Here is a 19,096-nt window from a genome sequence, read left to right on the forward strand (position 1 = left end):
CAAGGGCCTGTGTGCAGAGGGGCCGGGCGGCGCTGCGTTCGCGGTTGCCACGCCGGGCCCCATGGGCATGGGCAGGGGCGCGCGCCGCGTGGCAGCGCCGGGTGCCACATCACCGGCAGGGCGTCACGCCGCGGCCTTTTTACCTGCCTTGGGGCTGCTGCGCCTGGCGGGGGCGCTCGCTGCGGCAGATTTCTTGGCTGCGGTGGCGCGCACTGCCTTGGCCGGGGTTTTGGCGGGTGCGGCGACTGCCTTGGTGCGGCCCGTCTTGGCGGCGGAGGTGGTGGCGGTTTGGGTTGCCGCAGAGGGTGTTGCGCGTTTTTTGGCGGCAGGCTTGGGGGTGGCGGCGCGCGACTGCACGACCTCCTGCGCCAAATCGGTTGCCGCGCGTTGGGTGCGCGCCAGCTGCCTGGGGGTGGTGCCTTTCACCCCGCGCATGGCGATGTCGGCCTTGCCTGTGGCCTTGCCTGGCGCCCGCTTGGCAGCAGGTGCTTTCTTGCTGGCCTGGCCGGGGGGGCTTTGCACCTTCTCGAATTGGGCCTCGAAACGGCCCAGCACTTCCTGCATCACATCGGCTTTGACGTCGGTGCGTAGATTGGCCGTGCCCGTCACCTTGCGCGGGGTGGCCGGGGCGGTCGCGGTGCGCACGGTCTGGCGCTGGTAGAGGTCGCGGTACTTGTCGCGCAGCGCACGTGCACGGGAAATCTTGCCCACCAGCTGCCGTGCATTGAAGGCCTTGATGGCGCCGATGCGGCTGGCCTGGAACAGTTCCAGCTCCGGCTTGGTCAACAGATTCTGGACTTGGCGGGTGGTGTAGCTCACGGCTGCTCCTGGTTGGGAGATGTGCCGTGCCAGACCGACATGGCGCATCATGCTGCTATCACTTCGATAGTCATCGGAAGTTTCTCGAGATGTCGTAGGACAGGGGCAGGCATTCGCTTCAGGCAGTGCCTACAGCACCATGCCGGTGCGTGGCGATGTGGAAGCGGGAGTTGTGCGTGCGAGGGCCGCTGGATACAACGGTTTTACGCACTTCTCTGGCGCGCGGGAGGGCGTTGCATGCCAACTATGCATTCCATGCATAGCGCTCGCGGATAATGGCGGGCATGGAAACCAAATGGCTCGAAGACTTTGTCAGCCTGGCTGAAACCCGCAGTTTCAGCCGGTCCGCGCAACTGCGTCATGTCACCCAACCGGCGTTCTCGCGGCGCATCCAGGCGCTGGAAGCCTGGGCAGGCACCGATCTGGTGGATCGCAGCTCCTATCCCACGCGGCTGACGCCCGCGGGCAAGACCATGTACGACCAGGCGCTGGAGATGCTGCAGTCACTGCAAAGCACGCGCACCATGCTGCGCTCGCACGTCAGCGCGGGCAAGGGCATGGTCGGTTTTGCGGTCCCGCACACGCTGGCGTTCACCTTTTTCCCGGCCTGGGTGTCGGCCTTGCACGAGCAGTTCGGCCCCTTCAAGAGCCGCCTGATCGCGCTGAATGTGCATGACGCGGTGATGCGCCTGGTGGAAGGCGGCTGTGACCTGCTGATCGCCTACCACCACTCTTCCCAGCCGCTGCAGCTGGACGCCAACAAATACGAGATGGTCAGCCTGGGCCAGGAACTGCTGGCCCCGTACTCCAAACCCGACGCACAGGGGCGCCCGCTGTACGCGCTGCCCGGCACGGCGGGGCAGCCGCTGCCTTTCCTGGGCTATGCGCCCGGCGCCTACCTGGGCCGGGTGACCGAGCTGATCCTGAAGGATGCGGGCATCCCCATCCACCTGGACCGGGTGTACGAAACGGATATGGCCGAAGGCCTGAAAGCCATGGCACTGGAAGGCCATGGGATTGCCTTCCTGCCCTTCAGTGCGGTACGCAAGGAACTGGAGAGCGGGCGCCTGGTGCAGGCGGCTCCGGCCGAGCTGACCCAGTTCCAAATGCCTATGGATGTCAGGGCTTATAGGGAAAAACCTGTCGGCAAGGATGGGGGCAACAGCGTTGCCCATGCACTGTGGACGTTTCTGCAGGAGCAGGGTGCAGGCACACTGCCCACCTGATGCAGGCTGCGCATACTTTCCAAACAACGCGGCATTGGCGGAGAGTGCCTACTTGCATATGATGCGGCAACCCGGCGCCCGGGCAGAACCTGGCATGAAAATTTCTTACCTAGAGATTTACACGCATACAGGTCAAATCCTGACGACACGGTCACGTGGTGGACACATACTGCGATCCAGCGCAAGCTTGGTTGCACAATGTGCTCCCAGGATGTGAGCATGGCAGGCATCGCCGGTGGTGCGGCCTGCCGTCCTGCGTTGGACCCTATCTATTGAGGAGATACAGATATGAAGAAGCATTTGCTGGCCGTTGCTGTGGCCGCTCTGGCTGCAGGCAGCGCGATGGCGCAAGCCAATGACACCCTGGCCAAGGTCAAGTCCTCCGGCAGCATCACGCTGGGCGTGCGCGAGTCCTCGGGCGCCCTGGCCTATACGCTGGGTGACGGCAAGTACGTGGGCTTCCACACCGAGATGGCCGAGAACATCGTCAAGGACATCCAGAAGCAACTGGGCGTGGCCAAGGTCGACGTCAAGTACCAGCCTGTGACTTCGCAGAACCGTATCCCCCTGGTGGTGAACGGCACGGTGGACCTGGAGTGCGGCTCCACCACCAATGACCTGAACCGCCAGAAGGACGTGGACTTCGCCAACACCACCTACATGGAGCAGGTGCGCATTGCGGTGAAGGCCAATTCCGGCATCAACGACATCAAGGACCTGAACGGCAAGACCGTGGCCACCACCACGGGCACCACTTCGGTGCAGCTGCTGCGCCAGAACAAGCGTGCCGAAGGCATCGACTTCAAGAACATCATGGGCAAGGACCACGCCGACAGCTTCCTGCTGCTGGAAACCGGTCGCGCCGATGCGTTCGTGATGGACGGCTCCATCCTGATGGGCAACATCTCCAAGTCCAAGGCTCCCAAGGACTTCAAGCTGGTGGGTGAACCCCTGTCGACCGAACCCATCGCCTGCATGGTGCGCAAGAGCGATCCTGCCTTCCTGAAGGCCGTGAACGACTCCATCGCCCGCCAGGTCAAGGACGGCTCGCTGGAGAAGCTGTACGACAAGTGGTTCATGCAACCCATCCCGCCGGCCAACCAGAAGGTGGGTCTGCCGCTGTCGGAGTCGACCAAGAACGCCTGGCTGCACCCCAACAACAAGCCCAAGGAAGATTTCAACAAGTAAATCGGCCCGGTGACGCCCCTGCGGTGCCTGGCATCGCCAGGGGCGTTTTTTGTTGGGCGGGCGCCGTGGGCCGCGCCCGTAGTTGAAATTTTGTGAAGGAAATCCTATGGCATGGGATTGGCAGATGTTCTGCGAAGACACCCTGGAGCGCACGCAGGTGCAAGGGTGTTTCGGCAAGAACGGTGACATCACCTACCTGGACTGGATGTTGTCGGCCTGGGGCTGGACCATCTCGGTTTCGTTGCTGGCGCTGCTGCTGGCATTGGCGGCGGGTATCGTGATCGGCACATTGCGCACTTTGCCCGACCACCCGTGGGTCGTGCGCTTTGGCAATGCATGGGTGGAGTTTTTCCGCAACATCCCCCTGCTGGTGCAAATTTTTCTCTGGTACCACGTGGTGCCTTCGCTGTTCCCGGCGATGAAGTCGGTTTCCGGCTTTGTGCTGGTGGTGCTGGCTCTGGGCTTTTTCACCTCGGCGCGTATTGCAGAGCAGGTGCGCTCCGGCATCCAGGCGCTGCCGCGTGGTCAGCGTTATGCCGGCATGGCCGTGGGTTTCACGACCTGGCAGACCTACCGCTATGTGCTGCTGCCCAATGCGTTCCGCATCATCATTCCGCCGCTGACCAGCGAGACGATGAACATCTTCAAGAACTCGTCCGTGGCGTTTGCCGTGTCGGTGACCGAGCTGACCATGTTCGCCATGCAGGCCCAGGAAGAAACCGGCCGGGGCATCGAGGTCTACATGGCGGTGACAGGTCTGTATGTCATCTCGGCCTTTGCGATCAACCGCATCATGGCTTTCATCGAGAAGCGCTCCCGCGTGCCGGGCATGATCAGCGCATCGGGTGCGGGAGGACACTGATATGAACTTGGCACTCGACTTCTCGTTCTACAACTGGGACCTGGTCCAGAACTTCATCCTCAAGGGGCTGATGTTCAGTGTCACCCTGACGGTGGTGGCCACGCTGGGCGGCATCTTCTTCGGTACCCTGCTGGCGCTGATGCGCCTGTCGGGCAGGCAATGGCTGATCGTGCCGGCCACGATCTACGTCAACGGCATGCGCTCCATCCCGCTGGTGATGGTGATCCTGTGGTTCTTCCTGCTGGTGCCGCTGGTCATCGGCCGCCCGATCGGTGCGGAACTGTCGGCCGTCATCACCTTCGTGGCATTCGAGGCAGCGTATTTCTCGGAAATCATGCGGGCCGGCATCCAGTCCATCCCGCGTGGCCAGGTGTTTGCCGGCCAGGCGCTGGGCATGACCTATGGCCAGAACATGCGTCTGGTGGTGCTGCCACAGGCTTTCCGCAACATGCTGCCGGTGCTGCTGACGCAGACCATCATCCTGTTCCAGGACACCTCGCTGGTCTACGCCATTGGTGCCTACGACATGCTCAAGGGCTTTGAAGTGGCGGGCAAGAACTATGGCCGCCCGATGGAGGCCTATATCGCTGCCGCCGTCATCTACTTCATCATCTGCTTCGCTCTGTCGTGGCTGGTGAAGCGTCTGCACAAGAAGATCGCCATCATTCGCTGAGCGGCGTATCACCCAGACTCTGAGGAATACTCATGATCGAACTCAAAAACGTTTCCAAGTGGTACGGCAGCTTCCAGGTGCTCAACGACTGCTCCACCAGCATCAACAAAGGTGAGGTGGTGGTGGTGTGCGGCCCGTCGGGCTCCGGCAAGTCCACGCTGATCAAGACCATCAACGCGCTGGAGCCGGTGCAAAAAGGCGAGATCTATGTGAACGGCACCGCCGTGCACGATCCCAAGACCGATCTGCCCAAGCTGCGCTCCAAGGTGGGCATGGTGTTCCAGCATTTCGAGCTGTTCCCCCACCTGACGGTGACCGAGAACCTGACCATCGCCCAGATCAAGGTGCTGGGTCGCTCGGCTGACGATGCCAAGGTGCGCGGCCTGAAGATGCTGGACCGCGTGGGCCTGACCGCCCACAAGGACAAGTTCCCTGGCCAGCTCTCCGGTGGTCAGCAGCAGCGCGTGGCGATTGCCCGTGCGCTGTCCATGGACCCCATCGTGATGCTGTTTGACGAACCCACTTCCGCGCTGGACCCCGAAATGGTGGGGGAAGTGCTGGATGTGATGGTGGGCCTGGCCAACGAAGGCATGACCATGATGTGCGTGACGCACGAAATGGGCTTTGCCAAGAAGGTGGCCAGCCGCGTGATCTTCATGGACGTGGGCGGCAAGATTCTGGAAGACTGCACCAAGGAAGATTTCTTTGGCAAGCCCGACGAACGCCAGCCGCGTACCAAGGACTTCCTCAGCAAGATCCTGCAGCACTGACCGGGCCGCATGTCCCGCACAAAAGGAGCACCCCGGGTGCTCCTTTTTTTGTCATGGCGCCAGAAAAAGGCGGCGTGGACCGCTTTCAGAAGGTGAAGCCATGAAAGCGCTCTCGCCCTGCGATCAGGGCTTCCAGCTGCTGGGCTGCGGCTTGCAAGGGCGGGAGAAAGCGTGACTGGATGTCGTGCGCGCTGTGGCGTCCCTGCACCATGGTGATGCTCAAGGCCGCCAGGGTCTTTCCCGAGGCGCCGTGGATGGGGACGGAGATGCCGCAAAAGCCTTCGGCCAGCTCGCCCGTGAGCAGGCACCAGCCTTGCTGGCCGACCTGGTGAAAGATCTGCAGCAGCTGGGCCGTGTCCGTGACCGTCTCCCTGGTGAACGCCCGGGGAGGGTGGGCACGCAAGTGGGCCTGCTGTGCCGCGACGGGTTGCGCGGCCAGCAGCACCCGGCCCATCGAGTGGGCCGATGCCGGGAGCCGGCGGCCGATGTCGACGTTGACGCGCAGCATGCGTGCCGGTTCGTGCCGCGCCACGATCACCACATGCCCCTCATCCCACACCCCCAGCGAACAGGCTTCCGTGACCTGTTCACCCAAAGCCTGCAAGGTGCCATGGGCGAGTTGCGGCAGGCTCATGGCGGCGTAGTAGGCAAAGCCCAGGTCCATGACTTTGGGAGTGACCCGGTATTCGGTGCCTTCGTTGCACAGATAGCCCTCCAGCTGCAGCGTGATCAGCAGGCGCCGGGCGGCCGCACGCGTCAGGCCCAGCCGCAGTGCGGCTTCCTGGGCGGTCAGCGTCGGTGTGCCCTCCGCAAAGACACGCAGCACGGCCAGGCCGTTGGCCAGTGACTCCAGGCGTTCGCTGTGCAAGGCAGAGGTGGACGATGTGTCCGCGGCGGCAGAGGATGGGGGGCGTGAAGGCATGGTGCGGGCGGTTGGCAACTGTCACCTGCTGGACGCAGGAATGGAAGGAAGTCCGATAGCATTATTTCCGAACAAATGTTCGCAATCTAATGCTGCTTGGCAGATACGCGACACCTCAGAAATTGCGTACGCCATTTTTCGGAGACTTTCCCATGTCCATCACTTCCTCTCTTATGGCCCGTCGTTCGGCCTGCATGGCAGCCGTCGCGCTGCTGGCAGGCGCCTGGAGCGCGCCGGCGCTGGCGTCCAATGCCGGGGCCTATCCCAACCAGCCCATCAAGCTGATCGTACCGTTCCCGCCAGGAGGGCCGACGGATACGGCCGCGCGCATTCTGGGCCAGCACATGGGTGAGACCCTGGGCAAGCCCATGGTGGTGGAGAACCGCGCCGGTGCTTCGGGCCTGGTGGGGACCGAGACCGCCGCCAAGAGCCCCGCGGACGGCTATACGCTGGTGATGCTGGCCTCTCCCACCGTGCTGGGAGACAAGCTGTATGGACAGAAACGCTACGACCTGCTGAAGGATTTCGCCCACATCGGGGTGGCCTACGACCTGCCCATCGTGATGGTGGTGAATCCCAAAGTCCTGGATGTGCAGGACATTTCCCAGTTGATTGCGGCCTCCAAGAAGCAGGTGCTCAACTACAACAGCGCCGGCTCCGGCAGTTTCGGGCACCTGTCGACCGAGTTGCTGAAGAGCCAGGGCAAATTCGAGATGCTGCACATCTCCTACAAGGGCAGCGCCCCGGCCATGACCGACCTGCTCGGCGGCCAGGTGCCCATGATGTTTTCGGACATGATTGCCGCGCTGCCGCACATCAAGTCGGGCAAGCTGCGCCCGATCGCGGTGGGCTCGCCCCAGCGCGTGGTGTTCACTCCGGATGTGAAGACCGTGGCCGAACAAGGCTTCCCGGGCTTTGACGCGGTGGCATGGGGCGGTCTGATGGCGCCCCGCGGCACGCCGCAACCCGTCATGGACCAGTTGACCGCCGCCCTGAAGAAGGCGTTGGACGACAAGAGCGTGCAGGAGAAGCTGCAGCAGGTGGGTACCACGGCGGCCTTTGCCCCCGGTGCCGCCATGCACAAACGCATTGCCAGCGACCTCGGCAAGTGGGGCAAGGTGATTGCGGACAACCACATCACCAACAACTGATGCGCGGGCGGGGCATTGCCCCGCTGCCGTCAATGGACATACAAAGCGCTGGCGCTGCCCACCGCAGAGTGGGGCGGTAATGGGACAATAGGGCCCCATGACCGCCCCACTCGACACCCTCACCATCACCCGTCCCGACGACTGGCACCTGCATGTGCGCGACGGGGAAGCCATGCGCGCCGTGGTGCCGCACAGCGCCGCCCAGATGGGTCGCGCCATCATCATGCCCAACCTGAAGCCGCCGGTGACCACGGCGCAGATGGCGGCCGATTACCGCGAGCGCATCCTGTCCGTCCTGCCCGCCGGCAGCGCTTTCCAGCCGCTGATGACGCTGTACCTGACCGACAAGCTCTCGCCCGCCGACATCGTGGCCGCGAAGGCCGCCGGCGTGGTGGCCTGCAAGCTGTACCCGGCAGGTGCGACGACCAACAGCGACCATGGCGTGACCGATATCCGCAAGATCTATCCCACGCTGCAGGCCATGCAGCGCGAAGGCCTGATCCTGCTGGTGCACGGCGAGGTGACCGATCCCGCGATCGACCTGTTCGACCGCGAAGCCGCCTTCATCGACCAGCAACTGATTCCGCTGCGCCGTGATTTCCCTGAGCTGAAGATCGTCATGGAGCATGTCACCACGCTGGAAGCCGCCGAGTATGTGGCGGCTTCCGACCGGTTCCTGGCCGCCACCATCACTCCCCAGCATCTGCTGTTCAACCGCAATGCCATCTTCATGGGCGGCATCCGCCCGCACTACTACTGCCTGCCGGTGCTGAAGCGCGAAACCCACCGCCTGGCCCTGGTCAAGGCGGCCACCAGCGGCAGCCCCAAGTTCTTCCTGGGCACGGACAGCGCGCCGCACGCGGCCCACCTGAAAGAGCACGCCACCGGCTGCGCGGGTTGCTACAGCGCACATGCGGCCGTCGAGATGTATGCAGAGGCGTTTGACAACGCCGGCGCGCTGGACAAGCTGGAAGGCTTTGCCAGCTTCCATGGCGCCGACTTCTACGGTCTGCCGCGCAACACCGGCACGCTGACGCTGCGCCGCGAAAGCTGGACCCCGCCGGACAGCTTTGCCTACGGTGAGGCGCAGCTCAAGCCGCTGCGTGCCGGCGACGCACTGCCGTGGCGCGTGGTGTCGACGCAAGACTGAGCGGCATGGCGCCGCCTGCTGCCGGGCTGGATCCGGCGGTGGGGGCGAATGGCTGGGGGCTGGTGCACGGGCGGCAAAGGCCTGACGGCCAGCACCCTCACACCCAGTGGCCGGCCCCGCTTGCGAAGGTGTCCGTGGTGCCTGCTAGGCTGCACGGCCCTGGGCTGGCTGGGTTTCGCCGAGACGGGGGCTCGTGTAGGCTGTGGGCAGATTCCTGAAGGAGAGCCATGCAGCCATGGCAGAAACCCAGTTGCGCATCGCCCTGTTGATCGACGCCGACAACGCGCCGGCCGAGATGATCGACGAGATCCTGAACGAGCTGTCCACCCTGGGGGTGATCAACATCCGCCGTGCCTACGGCAACTGGACCAAGGCCGGGCTCAAGAGCTGGGAATCCAAGCTGCTGGAATTTGCGCTGCGTCCCATGCAGCAGTACGACTATTCCAAGCGCAAGAACGCCACCGACATGGCCATGACGGTGGATGCCATGGAGCTGCTGTACACCGAGAAGCCGGATGCGTTCGGCATCGTCTCCTCGGACGCCGACTTCACCCCGCTGGTTATGCACCTGCGTGCCAAGGGGGCGGCCGTCTATGGCTTTGGCATGGCCCAGACACCCAAGCCCTTCGTCAACGCCTGCTCGCGCTTTCTGTACCTGGAGGCGCTGGGCAGCCTGTCGGGCAAGGATGCGGAAACCCAGATCGAAGGCGAGGGTGGGACCGGCAGCAGCACGGTGGAGCCGCGGCCCGCGCCGCCACGCACCGAGGCGGCGGCAGCTGGCGGGAAGCCGGCGGAGCGGGCGATCTCTGTGCCTGCTCCGGCGCCGCCACCGGCCCCGGCGGCCCATGCCGGTCCCCCGGTGGCGGTGGTGGCCCCTGCCAGGCTGCCCCAGCAAGGGCTGCGTGTGCCGGGCGGTGAACTGCGCCAGGACCACCGACTGATGCACCTGCTGCGCGATGCCGTGCAGGCCATGCAGGACGAAGAGGGCTGGGCCTCGGTGGGTGCACTGGGCACGCAGATTGCCAACAAGGCCTCGTTCGATGCCCGCAACTATGGCTATGCCACCTTGTCCAAGCTGCTGGCTGCCACCCAGGCCTTCGAGATGCGCGACGAAGGCACCTCGCGCGTGGCGGTGCGCGGCAAATGGGCGCACAAGGCGAATGCTGGCAACGGCAACGGCAACGGCAACGGCAACGGCAACGGCAACGGCAACGGCAACCACCGCACCGTCGGCAACTGAGCCGTGGCCTGACAATCGGGGCCATGTCTGCCGCTTTTTCCGCCTGCCCACCCGGCCCGTCGCTTGTCTTGCACCCGGACTGGTGCGCCATCGACTGGTCCCGCCCCTGGCTGGAGAGCCTGCGTGCCGTGGGCGCGCCTTTGGCGCAGCAACTGGGCCAAGGGCTGCCGGTGCATGCCGTGCTCAACAGCGCGGTGCCTCCTGCGCTGCAGGCCATCGGCCTGCGCTTTGTGCCCCAGGCCGATCTGCCCGCGGGCATGGCCTATGAAGCCTTCATCCATGCGCAGCGCTGCGTGCCCACGCGGGACAACCTGCACGATTTTTTCAACGGACTGGTGTGGCTGCACTGGCCCCAGCTCAAGCTGCAGATGAACCGGCTGCAGGCGGCTGAAATTGCCAGCGCGGGCGTGGGAGCGCGGCGTGGGCCTTTGCGCGATGCACTCACGGTACTGGACGAGAACGGTGCCGTCTGGTGGGCGCCGCAGCCGCTGATCGATGCGCTGCATGCCCGCGACTGGCAGCGCCTGATGGTGGCGCTGCGCCCGTTGTGGGTGCACAGTCGCCTGCTGCCTGTGGGCCATGCACTGCTGGAGAAGCTGGTGGCACCGCGCAAGCCCATCACCGCCCACCTGCTGTGCCTGCCGACAGACGGTACGCAGGCGCTGCCCGGCTGCGCCGACATGCCTGCTCTGTGCGATGCTGCGCTGGCCCGCCAGCCCCTGCTGCAGGCCGCCGCCTTGGCGGCCAAGCCATTTGCCCCGCTGCCGGTGCTGGGGGTGCCGGGGTGGTGGCCGGAAAATACGAACTTTTCCTTCTATGATGACTCCCTCGTATTTCGCGGCCAGCGTCCCAGCAATACCACGATAACTTTGGGGCCTGCAGAGGTGACAACCGCTTGAAATTGCAGGGTCCGGCCCCATTTCACCTGCTGTAGGGCTTTGTCCTGTTTTCCCCCGCGTGGAGCAACAACCCCCATGAAACGTATTGCACTTTTTCTTCTGACCAACATCGCCGTCGTGGCGGTGCTCGGCATCACGGCCAGCCTGCTGGGCGTGAACCGCTTTCTGACCGCCAATGGCCTGAACCTGGGCGCCCTGCTGGGCTTTGCCTTCATCATGGGTTTTGGCGGCGCCATCATCTCGCTGCTGATCTCCAAGCCCGTGGCCAAGTGGAGCTCGGGCGTGCACGTGATCGACCAGCCCCGCAACGCCGATGAAGCCTGGATCGTGCAGACGGTGCAGAACTTTGCACAGAAGGCCGGCATCGGCATGCCCGAAGTCGGCATCTACGAAGGCGAGCCCAATGCCTTCGCCACCGGTGCCTTCAAGAACAACGCGCTGGTGGCGGTGTCCACCGGTCTGCTGCAAGGCATGACGCGCGAAGAGGTGGAGGCCGTGATCGGCCACGAAGTGGCCCACATTGCCAACGGCGACATGGTGACCATGACGCTGATCCAGGGGGTGATGAACACCTTTGTGGTCTTCCTCTCGCGCGTGATCGGCTATGGCGTGGACAGCTTCCTGCGCAAGGGCGAATCGAGCAGCTCCGGGCCCGGCATCGGCTACTACGTGACCACCATCGTGATGGACATCCTGCTGGGCTTTGTGGCGGCCATCATCGTGGCCTGGTTCTCGCGCCAGCGTGAATTCCGTGCCGACGCCGGTGCCGCCCAGCTGATGGGCCGCAAGCAGCCCATGGTCAACGCCCTGGCCCGCCTGGGCGGCATGGTGCCCGGCGAGCTGCCCAAGAGCATCCAGGCCATGGGGATCACCGGCAATATCGGCAAGCTGTTCTCCAGCCACCCGCCGATTGAAGAGCGCATTGCTGCGCTGCAAAACAGCGCCCAGTAAGCCGCTCGCTGCTTGCGGGCGGGCGCCGCCTGAACAGGCGGGCAGCAACAATTCGAGCGAGGTCTTTACCCTCGCTTTACGCCCCAGATGACAACCCCGGTCAGCATATGACCGGGGTTGTTCGTTATAGGTGTATCTACTGGAGCCACTGTATGACTCAGACCGTTGTTTCCTCTGCTGCTGGCCCTGCCCGCCATGCGGCACGGCCCGCTGGCCGGGTGCTGGCGGTTTTGGTGGCTGCGTTCGGCGCTGCCGCACTGACTGGCTGTGTGGTACCGCCGGTGGACAGTGGGTACAGCAGCGCGGGCTATTACGACTCCAGCACCGTGGTCTACACCCAGTATGGTTCGCCCCCGCCACCCCGCGTGGAATACCGCACGGTATCGCCGTACCCGGACTATGTCTGGGTGGGCGGGGACTGGTTCTGGGGAGGCAGCCGCTACGACTGGCGCCCGGGGCGCTGGGAGCCGCCGCACCGCGCACCGCTGTGGCGGGAGCCGGCACGGCCGGGCTGGGGCGTTCCACCCCCACCGCGCCCGAGTTTCCAACCGCCTCCACCGCCTCCGCGGCCTCAGCCGGAACGACCGGGATGGGGCGTGCCGTCGCCATCGCGGCCGGGCTTTCAGCCGCCGCCGCGTCCCCAGCCTCCGCCGGAGCGGCCGCAGATTCAACCGCCTCGTCCGGGGCCTGGAGCGAGCCCGGCTCCGGGGCCGCGACCGGAATGGCGAGGGCGCCCCGATCGCCCGCGTCCAGAACAACCGGCTCCGCCCCCAGGTGCGCGCCCACAGCCGCCCCAGGCGGTGTCACCTGCACCAGGACCCCGGCCGGGACCGGGCGGGCGCACGGACAGGGAGCGTTCTGAAAATCGCCGCCATGGACCGGACCGCGACCGGGATTGAGTCCCGCTGCCGAGAGTTTCCGCCTGCAGCCCTGCAGGCACTGTATGGAAGGAGTGGCCATGACCACCTTGTTGAATCACAACCTGCGCCGTTCGCTGGGAGCGGCATTGCTGGGCAGCGCCGCGTTGCTGGGCGGCTGCGTTGTGGCGCCGGTGGATGCCGGTTACGGCTACACCACCTATGGCTCGCCGCCACCGGCACGCTATGAGGTGGTGCCGGTGGCACCCAGTGCCGCCTATGTCTGGACGCCGGGGATCTGGCTGTGGGGCGGATCGCGCTATGACTGGCGGCCCGGTTACTGGGGCCCTCGCGGTCATGGCTGGGGGCCGGGGCCGCGTGGCTACGGCCGTGGCTACGGTCGCCATTGACCCTCACCCTCCTTCTGCGGAGGCCAAAAAGGAGTGCCGAAGGCGCTCCTTTTTTTCATGCTGTTTGGTGCTTCAGCTGGCGCTGGTGTCGCCCCGGCTGCGGGCCTTTTCCAGCAGGAAATCGATGCAGGTGCGCACCGCCCGGGTCTGGTGGCGGTTGGGCAGGTACAGCAGATACAGGTGAGTGCCGAAGATGCTCAGCCGGTATTCCTGCAGCGTGGTCAACACCTCGCCGCTGGCCACGGCATCCTGCACCACATAGTCCGGCACCAGGCCCACGCCCAGTCCGGCCAGAATGCCCTGGCGCAGAAACGGGAAGTGCTCGGAAATCAGGGTGGGCTCCAGCACCACTTCCTGGCGTTCCAGACCCTGGTAGGCGGACAGGCGCAGCTGGCGGCCCATCACCCCGGCGGTGATCAGTGGCGCATTGCGCAACTCCAGCAAGGTCTGTGGCAGGCCGTGCTGGGCGGCATAGTCCAGCGACGCACAGGCCACATAGCGCACATTGCCCAGGCTGCGTGCCACCACCGACAGCGGGGGATCCTGGATCACGCGGATGGCGATGTCCACCTCATCGCGCAGGTTGTCGGCCCGGTTTTCGAACAGCACGTCCAGCACGATGCCGGGATACAGGCGCTTGAATTCGATCAGCCAGTCGCTCATGACGATCTGCCCGTAGCCGCTGGGCACGCTGATGCCCACGCGCCCCTGCAGTTCCTCGCCCAGGCTGGTGATGGTTTCCTGGGCCGCGGCCAGTTCGTTGCGGATGTTGCGGCCATGCTCGTACAGGCGCAGACCCACTTCGGTGGGCTCCACCCGCCGCGTGGTGCGTTTGACCAGCTGCACGCCCAGGCCTTTTTCCAGCTGGGTCAGGTGGTAGCTGACGTTGGCGCGGGTCATCTTCAGCTTGCGGGCAGCCTGGCTCAGGTTGCCGCTGTCGATGATCTCCACCAGCAGGGTCAGGGCATTGAGGTCCATGGAGGTGTGGTGTGCGGTCGGGGCTATGCGTTGCGGGGCATCCCCGGCTGTGCCCAGGTATACGCAGGTCTGGCCCGCGCCGGCGCAGGACGGCATCGCTCAAGGATGATTGTCAAATAACTTTTGACGGTCTGTCAATAATTCAGGGGATTGTAAAGAAGCTTTGTCGCGGAAAGAATGCCGGCTCCTGTTATCGAAAAATATTGGAGACCTGTGCCATGAACGCTGAAGTCCTCATCCCCGCCGTCCAGACCCGCCGTGAAGGTGCGGTGCTGGTGGTCAGCATCCACAATCCTCCTGTCAATGCCCTGGGCCAGGCCGTGCGCGCCGGTTTGCTGGCGGCAGTGGAACAGGCGGATGCCGATGCCGCCGTGCAGGCGGTGCTGATCGTGGGTGAAGGCAAGGCCTTCATCGCCGGCGCGGATATCCGTGAATTCGGCAAGCCGCCCGTGCCGCCGTCGCTGCCCGAGGTGTGCAACCGCATCGAAGCCTCGAACAAGATCGTGGTCGCGGCCATCCATGGCGCAGCCCTGGGCGGCGGCCTGGAAGTGGCCATGTCGGCCCACTATCGCGTGGCACTGCCCGCCGCCAAACTGGGGCTGCCTGAAGTCAGCCTGGGCCTGCTGCCCGGCGCTGGCGGCACCCAGCGCGCTCCGCGCCTGATGGGCGTGAAGGCCGCCACCGAGCTGATGCTCAGCAGCAAGCACCTGTCGGCCAAGGCCGGTCTGGCGGCCGGTCTGGTGGACAAGCTGGTCGAGGGCGAAGACCCCCAGGCGGCCGGTCTGGCGTATGCCAACAAGCTGCTGGCCGCCAAGGCGGCCGTGCGCCGCACCCGCGACATCGAAATCACCGACAAGGCCATGGCCCTGGCCGACCTGCAGATGCTGGCGCTGGACACCGCCAAGAAGGCGCGTGGCCTGTTCTCGCCGCTGAAGATCATCGAATGCGTGCAGGCCGCCGTGAACCTGCCGTTTGACGAAGGTCTGGCCAGGGAACGCGCCCTGTTCACCGAATGCCTGAACAGCCCGCAGCGTGCCGGTCTGGTGCACGCTTTCTTTGCCGAGCGTGAAACCGCCAAGATCCCCGAAGCCAAGGCCGCTGCACCGCGCCACTTTGCCAAGATCGCCATCATCGGCGGCGGCACCATGGGCGCCGGCATCACCGTGTCCGCGCTGGACGCCGGTCTCACCGTGACCATGATCGAGCGCGATGCCGACTCCATCGCCCGTGGCCAGGCCAATGTGGAAAAGGTCTACAACGGCCTGATCGCCAAGGGCCGCATGACCGAAGAGGCCAAGGCCGCCATCATGGCGCGCTACACCCCTTCGACCAGCTACGACGAGATTGCCGACGTGGACCTGGTGATCGAAGCCGTGTTCGAGGACCTGGAAGTCAAGAAGGCCGTGTTCAAGGAGCTGGACCGCGTCTGCAAGCCCGGCGCCGTGCTGGCCACCAACACCTCTTACCTGGACATCGATGCCATTGCTGACGCCACCAGCCGTCCGCAAGACGTGATCGGCCTGCACTTCTTCAGCCCGGCCAACATCATGAAGCTGCTGGAGATCGTGGTGCCCGCCAAGGTGGCCCCCGATGTGGTGACCACGGCTTTCGAGCTGGCCAAGAAGATGAAGAAGGTGCCGGTGCGCGCCGGTGTCTGCGATGGCTTCATCGGCAACCGCATCCTGGCCGTGTACAAGCAGGCGGCCGACTACATCATGGAAGACGGCGCTTCGCCGTACGAGATCGACGAAGCCGTGCGCGGCTTTGGCTACCCCATGGGTCCTTTCCAGGTGACCGACCTGGCCGGTGGCGACATCGGCTGGGCCACGCGCAAGCGCCGTGCTGCCACGCGTGACCCCAAGGCCCGCTACGTGGAAGTGGCAGACCGCATCTGTGAAAACGGCTGGTTCGGTCAGAAGACCGGCCGCGGCTTCTACCTGTACCCGCAAGGCGCCCGCGTGGGCCAGGCCGATCCCGAAGTGCTGGCCATTGTGGACAAGGAACGCGCCAAGAAGGGCGTGACGCCGCGCCAGTTCAGCGCCGACGAAATCATGCGCCGCTACATGGCTGCCATGGTCAATGAAGGCGCCAAGGTGGTGGAAGAGGGCATTGCCCTGCGCCCCCTGGACGTGGACGTGACCTTCCTGTCCGGCTACGGCTTCCCGCGCTTCCGCGGTGGCCCGATGAAGTACGCCGACATGGTGGGCCTGGACAAGGTGCTGGCCGACATCAACGAGTTTGCCAAGGAAGACGCGCTGTTCTGGAAGCCCGCCGCGCTGCTGCAAAAGCTGGTGGCCGAAGGCAAGAACTTCGACAGCCTGAACAAGGCCGTCTGAGCGTTTCCGGGCCTGCGGCCGTGCACGCTGTCGCCAGCCCCTCGGTTTCTCCCCCCTCCAGCGGTTCGCAGAGCCGCTGGCAGTCTCCCACCGGCTGCTGCCTTGGCAGAGCCGGTGTGGAGGGCTGCGACTCCAATCTGCAAAAAACGGAGCTGCCTGGCCTTTGAAGGCAAGGATTTCAGAACAAAAGATCCGAAATTCGGGCCCCAGAGACACAGGCAGCGATTCAAACCTATAAGCACAGAGAGACAAACACCATGCGCGAAGCCGTCATCGTTTCCACCGCCCGCACTCCGTTGGCCAAGTCCCACCGTGGTGAGTTCAACGTCACCCCGGCGCCCCAGCTGGCCGCCTACTCGGTCAAGGCCGCCGTGGAGCGTGCCGGCATCGATCCCGCCATGATCGAGGACCTGATCCTGGGCTGCGGCAATCCCGAAGGCATGCAGGGCAAGAACCTGGGCCGCCAGACCGTGCTGCGCGCGGAACTGCCGCTGTCCATCGGTGGCACCACGGTCACGCGTTTCTGTGCTTCGGGCCTGCAGTCCATCGCCATTGCGGCCGGCCGCATCGTGGCCGAAGGGGTGGATGCCATGATCGCCGGCGGTGTGGAAAGCATCTCGGGTGCCCGCGCCCTGGGGACACCTGCCGACCTGGACCCCTGGCTGGTGGAGCGCAAGCCCGAGCTGTTCATGGCCATGATCGACACCGCCGATGTGGTGGCCAAGCGCTATGGCATCAGCCGCGAAGACCAGGACGCCTTCTCGCTGCTGAGCCAGCAGCGCACGGCGGCCGCGCAGGAAAAAGGCCTGTTCGCCAATGAAATCATCGCTTGCGCCGCGCGCATGGCCGAGAAGAACAAGGACACGGGCGAAGTCACCTACCGCGATGTGGTGGCGACCAAGGACAACTGCAACCGCCCCGGCACCACGCTCGAAGGCCTGGCCAAGCTGGAACCCGTGAAGGGCGCAGGCAACTTTGTGACCGCAGGCAATGCCTCGCAGCTGTCGGATGGCTCCAGCGCCTGCGTGCTCATGGAAGCCAAGCAGGCCGAGCGCCTGGGCCTGCAACCCCTGGGCGCTTTCCGCGGCATGGCCGTGGCCGGCTGCGAGCCCGATGAAATGGGCATCGGCCCGGTGTTTGCCGTGCCCAAGCTGCTGCAGCGCCATGGGCTGAAGGTGGAAGACATCGACCTGTGGGAGCTGAACGAAGCCTTTGCATCGCAGGCCCTGTATTGCCAACGCCAGCTGGGCATTCCGCTGGAACGCCTGAACGTCAATGGCGGCGCCATCTCCATCGGCCACCCGTTCGGCATGACCGGTGCCCGTCTGGCCGGCCACATCCTGCTGGAAGGCCAGCGTCGCAAGGCCAAGTACGGCGTGGTGACCATGTGCATCGCCGGCGGCATGGGCGCGGCCGGTCTTTTCGAAATTTTCTGATCTAGTTTTGCCGAGGAATCGAGATGGATCTCCAATTCACCCCCCAAGAAGAGGCGTTCCGCGCCGAAGTGCAGACCTTTCTGAAGGAAAAGCTGCCTGCCAACATCGCCAAGAAGGTCAAGGCCGGTCAACGCCTGACCAAGGAAGACCAGGCGCAATGGCATGCCATCCTGAATGAGCGCGGCTGGTATGCCAACCACTGGCCCAAGGAGCATGGCGGTCCGGGTTGGGGTGCGGTGGAAAAATTCATCTTCGATACCGAGTGCGCCCTGGCTGGCGGCCCCCGCATCGTGCCGTTCGGCGTGAACATGCTGGGGCCGGTGCTGATCAAGTACGGCAGCGAAGCGCACAAGAACTACTGGCTGCCCCGCATCCTGAGCGGGGAAGACTGGTGGTGCCAGGGCTATTCCGAACCCGGTGCGGGTTCGGACCTGGCGTCGGTCAAGACCACGGCCGTGCGCAACGGTGACCACTACATCGTCAATGGCCAGAAGACCTGGACCACCCAGGGTCAGCACGCCAACATGATCTTCTGCCTGGTGCGCACCAACCGCGAAGTGAAGGCGCAGGCCGGCATCAGCTTCCTGTTGATCGACATGAACTCGCCAGGCGTGGAACTGCGCCCCATCCGCACGCTGGATGGCGACCACGAGGTCAATGAAGTCTTCTTCACCGATGTGAAGGTGCCGGTGGAAAACCTGGTGGGCGAAGAAAACAAGGGCTGGACCTACGCCAAGTACCTGCTGACCTATGAGCGCACCGGCATTGCCGGCGTGGGCTTCTGCATCTCGGCCCTGGCCAAGCTGCAGGTGATTGCCGCCAAGGTGTACAAGAACGGCAAGCCGCTGAACCTGGATCCGCTGTTCGCAGCCCGCATGGCCAAGGTCGAGATCGACCTGGAAAACATGAAGACCACCAACCTGCGCGTGATCGCTGCGGTGGCCGGTGGTGGCGTGCCGGGTGCGGAAAGCTCGATGCTGAAGATCCGTGGCACGGAAATCCGCCAGGAAATCCTGTCGCTGATCCGCCGTGCCATGGGTCCGTACGCTGTGCCCTATATCGACGCAGCCCAGTACGAAGGCTATGCCGAGGCCCCGATCGGCCCGGACGAAGCCGCCACGGCCGCTGCCAACTACTTCAACTACCGCAAGCTGTCGATCTTTGGCGGCTCCAACGAAATCCAGAAGAACATCATCTCCAAGATGATTCTGGGTCTCTGATTGCAGAC

Annotated in this window: 18 protein-coding genes; 15 read left to right on the top strand and 3 right to left on the bottom strand. The window is 64.6% G+C overall.

From position 1 onward, the window contains the following. Positions 1 to 123: 123 nt before the first annotated feature. Positions 124 to 819, bottom strand: coding sequence for a hypothetical protein (locus KW830_RS20535; protein WP_218334231.1), 696 nt, complete (start codon positions 817 to 819; stop codon positions 124 to 126). 284 nt (positions 820 to 1,103) lie between these two features. On the opposite strand from KW830_RS20535, the gene KW830_RS20540 reads away from it, so the two are divergent. The 5 genes from KW830_RS20540 to KW830_RS20560 all read left to right on the top strand — a co-directional run bounded on the left by KW830_RS20540 (position 1,104) and on the right by KW830_RS20560 (position 5,538). Next, positions 1,104 to 2,045, top strand: coding sequence for a LysR substrate-binding domain-containing protein (locus KW830_RS20540; protein WP_172591766.1), 942 nt, complete (start codon positions 1,104 to 1,106; stop codon positions 2,043 to 2,045). Positions 2,046 to 2,333: 288 nt separating this feature from the next. Further along, positions 2,334 to 3,233 carry an amino acid ABC transporter substrate-binding protein gene (locus tag KW830_RS20545; protein WP_192334791.1) on the top strand — a complete coding sequence of 300 codons (900 nt, stop codon included), beginning with the start codon at positions 2,334 to 2,336 and terminating at the stop codon, positions 3,231 to 3,233. A 106-nt stretch (positions 3,234 to 3,339) separates the two neighbouring features. After that, positions 3,340 to 4,095: an amino acid ABC transporter permease gene (locus KW830_RS20550; RefSeq protein ID WP_218334232.1), complete on the top strand. Its 756-nt coding sequence runs from the start codon at positions 3,340 to 3,342 to the stop codon at positions 4,093 to 4,095. A 1-nt stretch (position 4,096) separates the two neighbouring features. Next, positions 4,097 to 4,768 carry an amino acid ABC transporter permease gene (locus KW830_RS20555; protein WP_218334233.1) on the top strand — a complete coding sequence of 224 codons (672 nt, stop codon included), beginning with the start codon at positions 4,097 to 4,099 and terminating at the stop codon, positions 4,766 to 4,768. A gap of 32 nt (positions 4,769 to 4,800) precedes the next feature. Beyond that, positions 4,801 to 5,538 (top strand): amino acid ABC transporter ATP-binding protein, encoded by a 738-nt coding sequence (locus tag KW830_RS20560; protein ID WP_115594620.1) that lies wholly within the window; start codon positions 4,801 to 4,803, stop codon positions 5,536 to 5,538. An 85-nt stretch (positions 5,539 to 5,623) separates the two neighbouring features. Here KW830_RS20560 and KW830_RS20565 read toward each other — a convergent pair whose 3' ends face one another. Continuing rightward, entirely contained in the window at positions 5,624 to 6,460 is an 837-nt protein-coding gene (locus tag KW830_RS20565) for an IclR family transcriptional regulator C-terminal domain-containing protein (protein ID WP_218334234.1), read from the bottom strand. A gap of 152 nt (positions 6,461 to 6,612) precedes the next feature. Between KW830_RS20565 and KW830_RS20570 the strand changes: the two genes are divergently transcribed. The 7 genes from KW830_RS20570 to KW830_RS20600 all read left to right on the top strand — a co-directional run bounded on the left by KW830_RS20570 (position 6,613) and on the right by KW830_RS20600 (position 13,118). Continuing rightward, positions 6,613 to 7,611, top strand: a complete 999-nt coding sequence (locus KW830_RS20570; RefSeq protein WP_218334235.1) for a tripartite tricarboxylate transporter substrate binding protein — start codon at positions 6,613 to 6,615, stop codon at positions 7,609 to 7,611. A 97-nt stretch (positions 7,612 to 7,708) separates the two neighbouring features. Further along, positions 7,709 to 8,761, top strand: coding sequence for a dihydroorotase (gene pyrC, locus KW830_RS20575; RefSeq protein ID WP_066540902.1), 1,053 nt, complete (start codon positions 7,709 to 7,711; stop codon positions 8,759 to 8,761). Between the two features lie 235 nt (positions 8,762 to 8,996). After that, positions 8,997 to 10,001, top strand: coding sequence for an NYN domain-containing protein (locus tag KW830_RS20580; RefSeq protein WP_218334236.1), 1,005 nt, complete (start codon positions 8,997 to 8,999; stop codon positions 9,999 to 10,001). Positions 10,002 to 10,024: 23 nt separating this feature from the next. Then, a complete protein-coding gene (locus KW830_RS20585) occupies positions 10,025 to 10,900 on the top strand; it encodes a DUF3025 domain-containing protein (RefSeq protein WP_218334237.1) in 876 nt (291 codons plus the stop codon). A gap of 75 nt (positions 10,901 to 10,975) precedes the next feature. After that, positions 10,976 to 11,851: a protease HtpX gene (gene htpX / locus KW830_RS20590; RefSeq protein WP_066540899.1), complete on the top strand. Its 876-nt coding sequence runs from the start codon at positions 10,976 to 10,978 to the stop codon at positions 11,849 to 11,851. Between the two features lie 152 nt (positions 11,852 to 12,003). Then, positions 12,004 to 12,750 (top strand): YXWGXW repeat-containing protein, encoded by a 747-nt coding sequence (locus tag KW830_RS20595; RefSeq protein ID WP_218334238.1) that lies wholly within the window; start codon positions 12,004 to 12,006, stop codon positions 12,748 to 12,750. Between the two features lie 59 nt (positions 12,751 to 12,809). After that, entirely contained in the window at positions 12,810 to 13,118 is a 309-nt protein-coding gene (locus KW830_RS20600; RefSeq protein ID WP_218334239.1) for a YXWGXW repeat-containing protein, read from the top strand. A 72-nt stretch (positions 13,119 to 13,190) separates the two neighbouring features. Here KW830_RS20600 and KW830_RS20605 read toward each other — a convergent pair whose 3' ends face one another. Then, a complete protein-coding gene (locus KW830_RS20605; protein ID WP_066541511.1) occupies positions 13,191 to 14,096 on the bottom strand; it encodes a LysR family transcriptional regulator in 906 nt (301 codons plus the stop codon). A gap of 218 nt (positions 14,097 to 14,314) precedes the next feature. Here KW830_RS20605 and KW830_RS20610 point away from each other — a divergent pair, with 218 nt between their 5' ends. The 3 genes from KW830_RS20610 (at position 14,315) to KW830_RS20620 (ending at position 19,088) form a co-directional block, all read left to right on the top strand. Continuing rightward, positions 14,315 to 16,432, top strand: a complete 2,118-nt coding sequence (locus tag KW830_RS20610; RefSeq protein ID WP_218334240.1) for a 3-hydroxyacyl-CoA dehydrogenase NAD-binding domain-containing protein — start codon at positions 14,315 to 14,317, stop codon at positions 16,430 to 16,432. Positions 16,433 to 16,689: 257 nt separating this feature from the next. Continuing rightward, positions 16,690 to 17,868, top strand: coding sequence for an acetyl-CoA C-acyltransferase (locus tag KW830_RS20615; RefSeq protein WP_066540896.1), 1,179 nt, complete (start codon positions 16,690 to 16,692; stop codon positions 17,866 to 17,868). A 23-nt stretch (positions 17,869 to 17,891) separates the two neighbouring features. Beyond that, positions 17,892 to 19,088: an acyl-CoA dehydrogenase family protein gene (locus KW830_RS20620; protein WP_218334241.1), complete on the top strand. Its 1,197-nt coding sequence runs from the start codon at positions 17,892 to 17,894 to the stop codon at positions 19,086 to 19,088. Positions 19,089 to 19,096 lie beyond the last annotated feature (8 nt).

Source organism: Comamonas sp. CMM03 (genome assembly GCF_019218715.1).
In the GTDB taxonomy this organism is placed as follows: Bacteria; Pseudomonadota; Gammaproteobacteria; order Burkholderiales; family Burkholderiaceae_C; genus Comamonas; species Comamonas terrigena.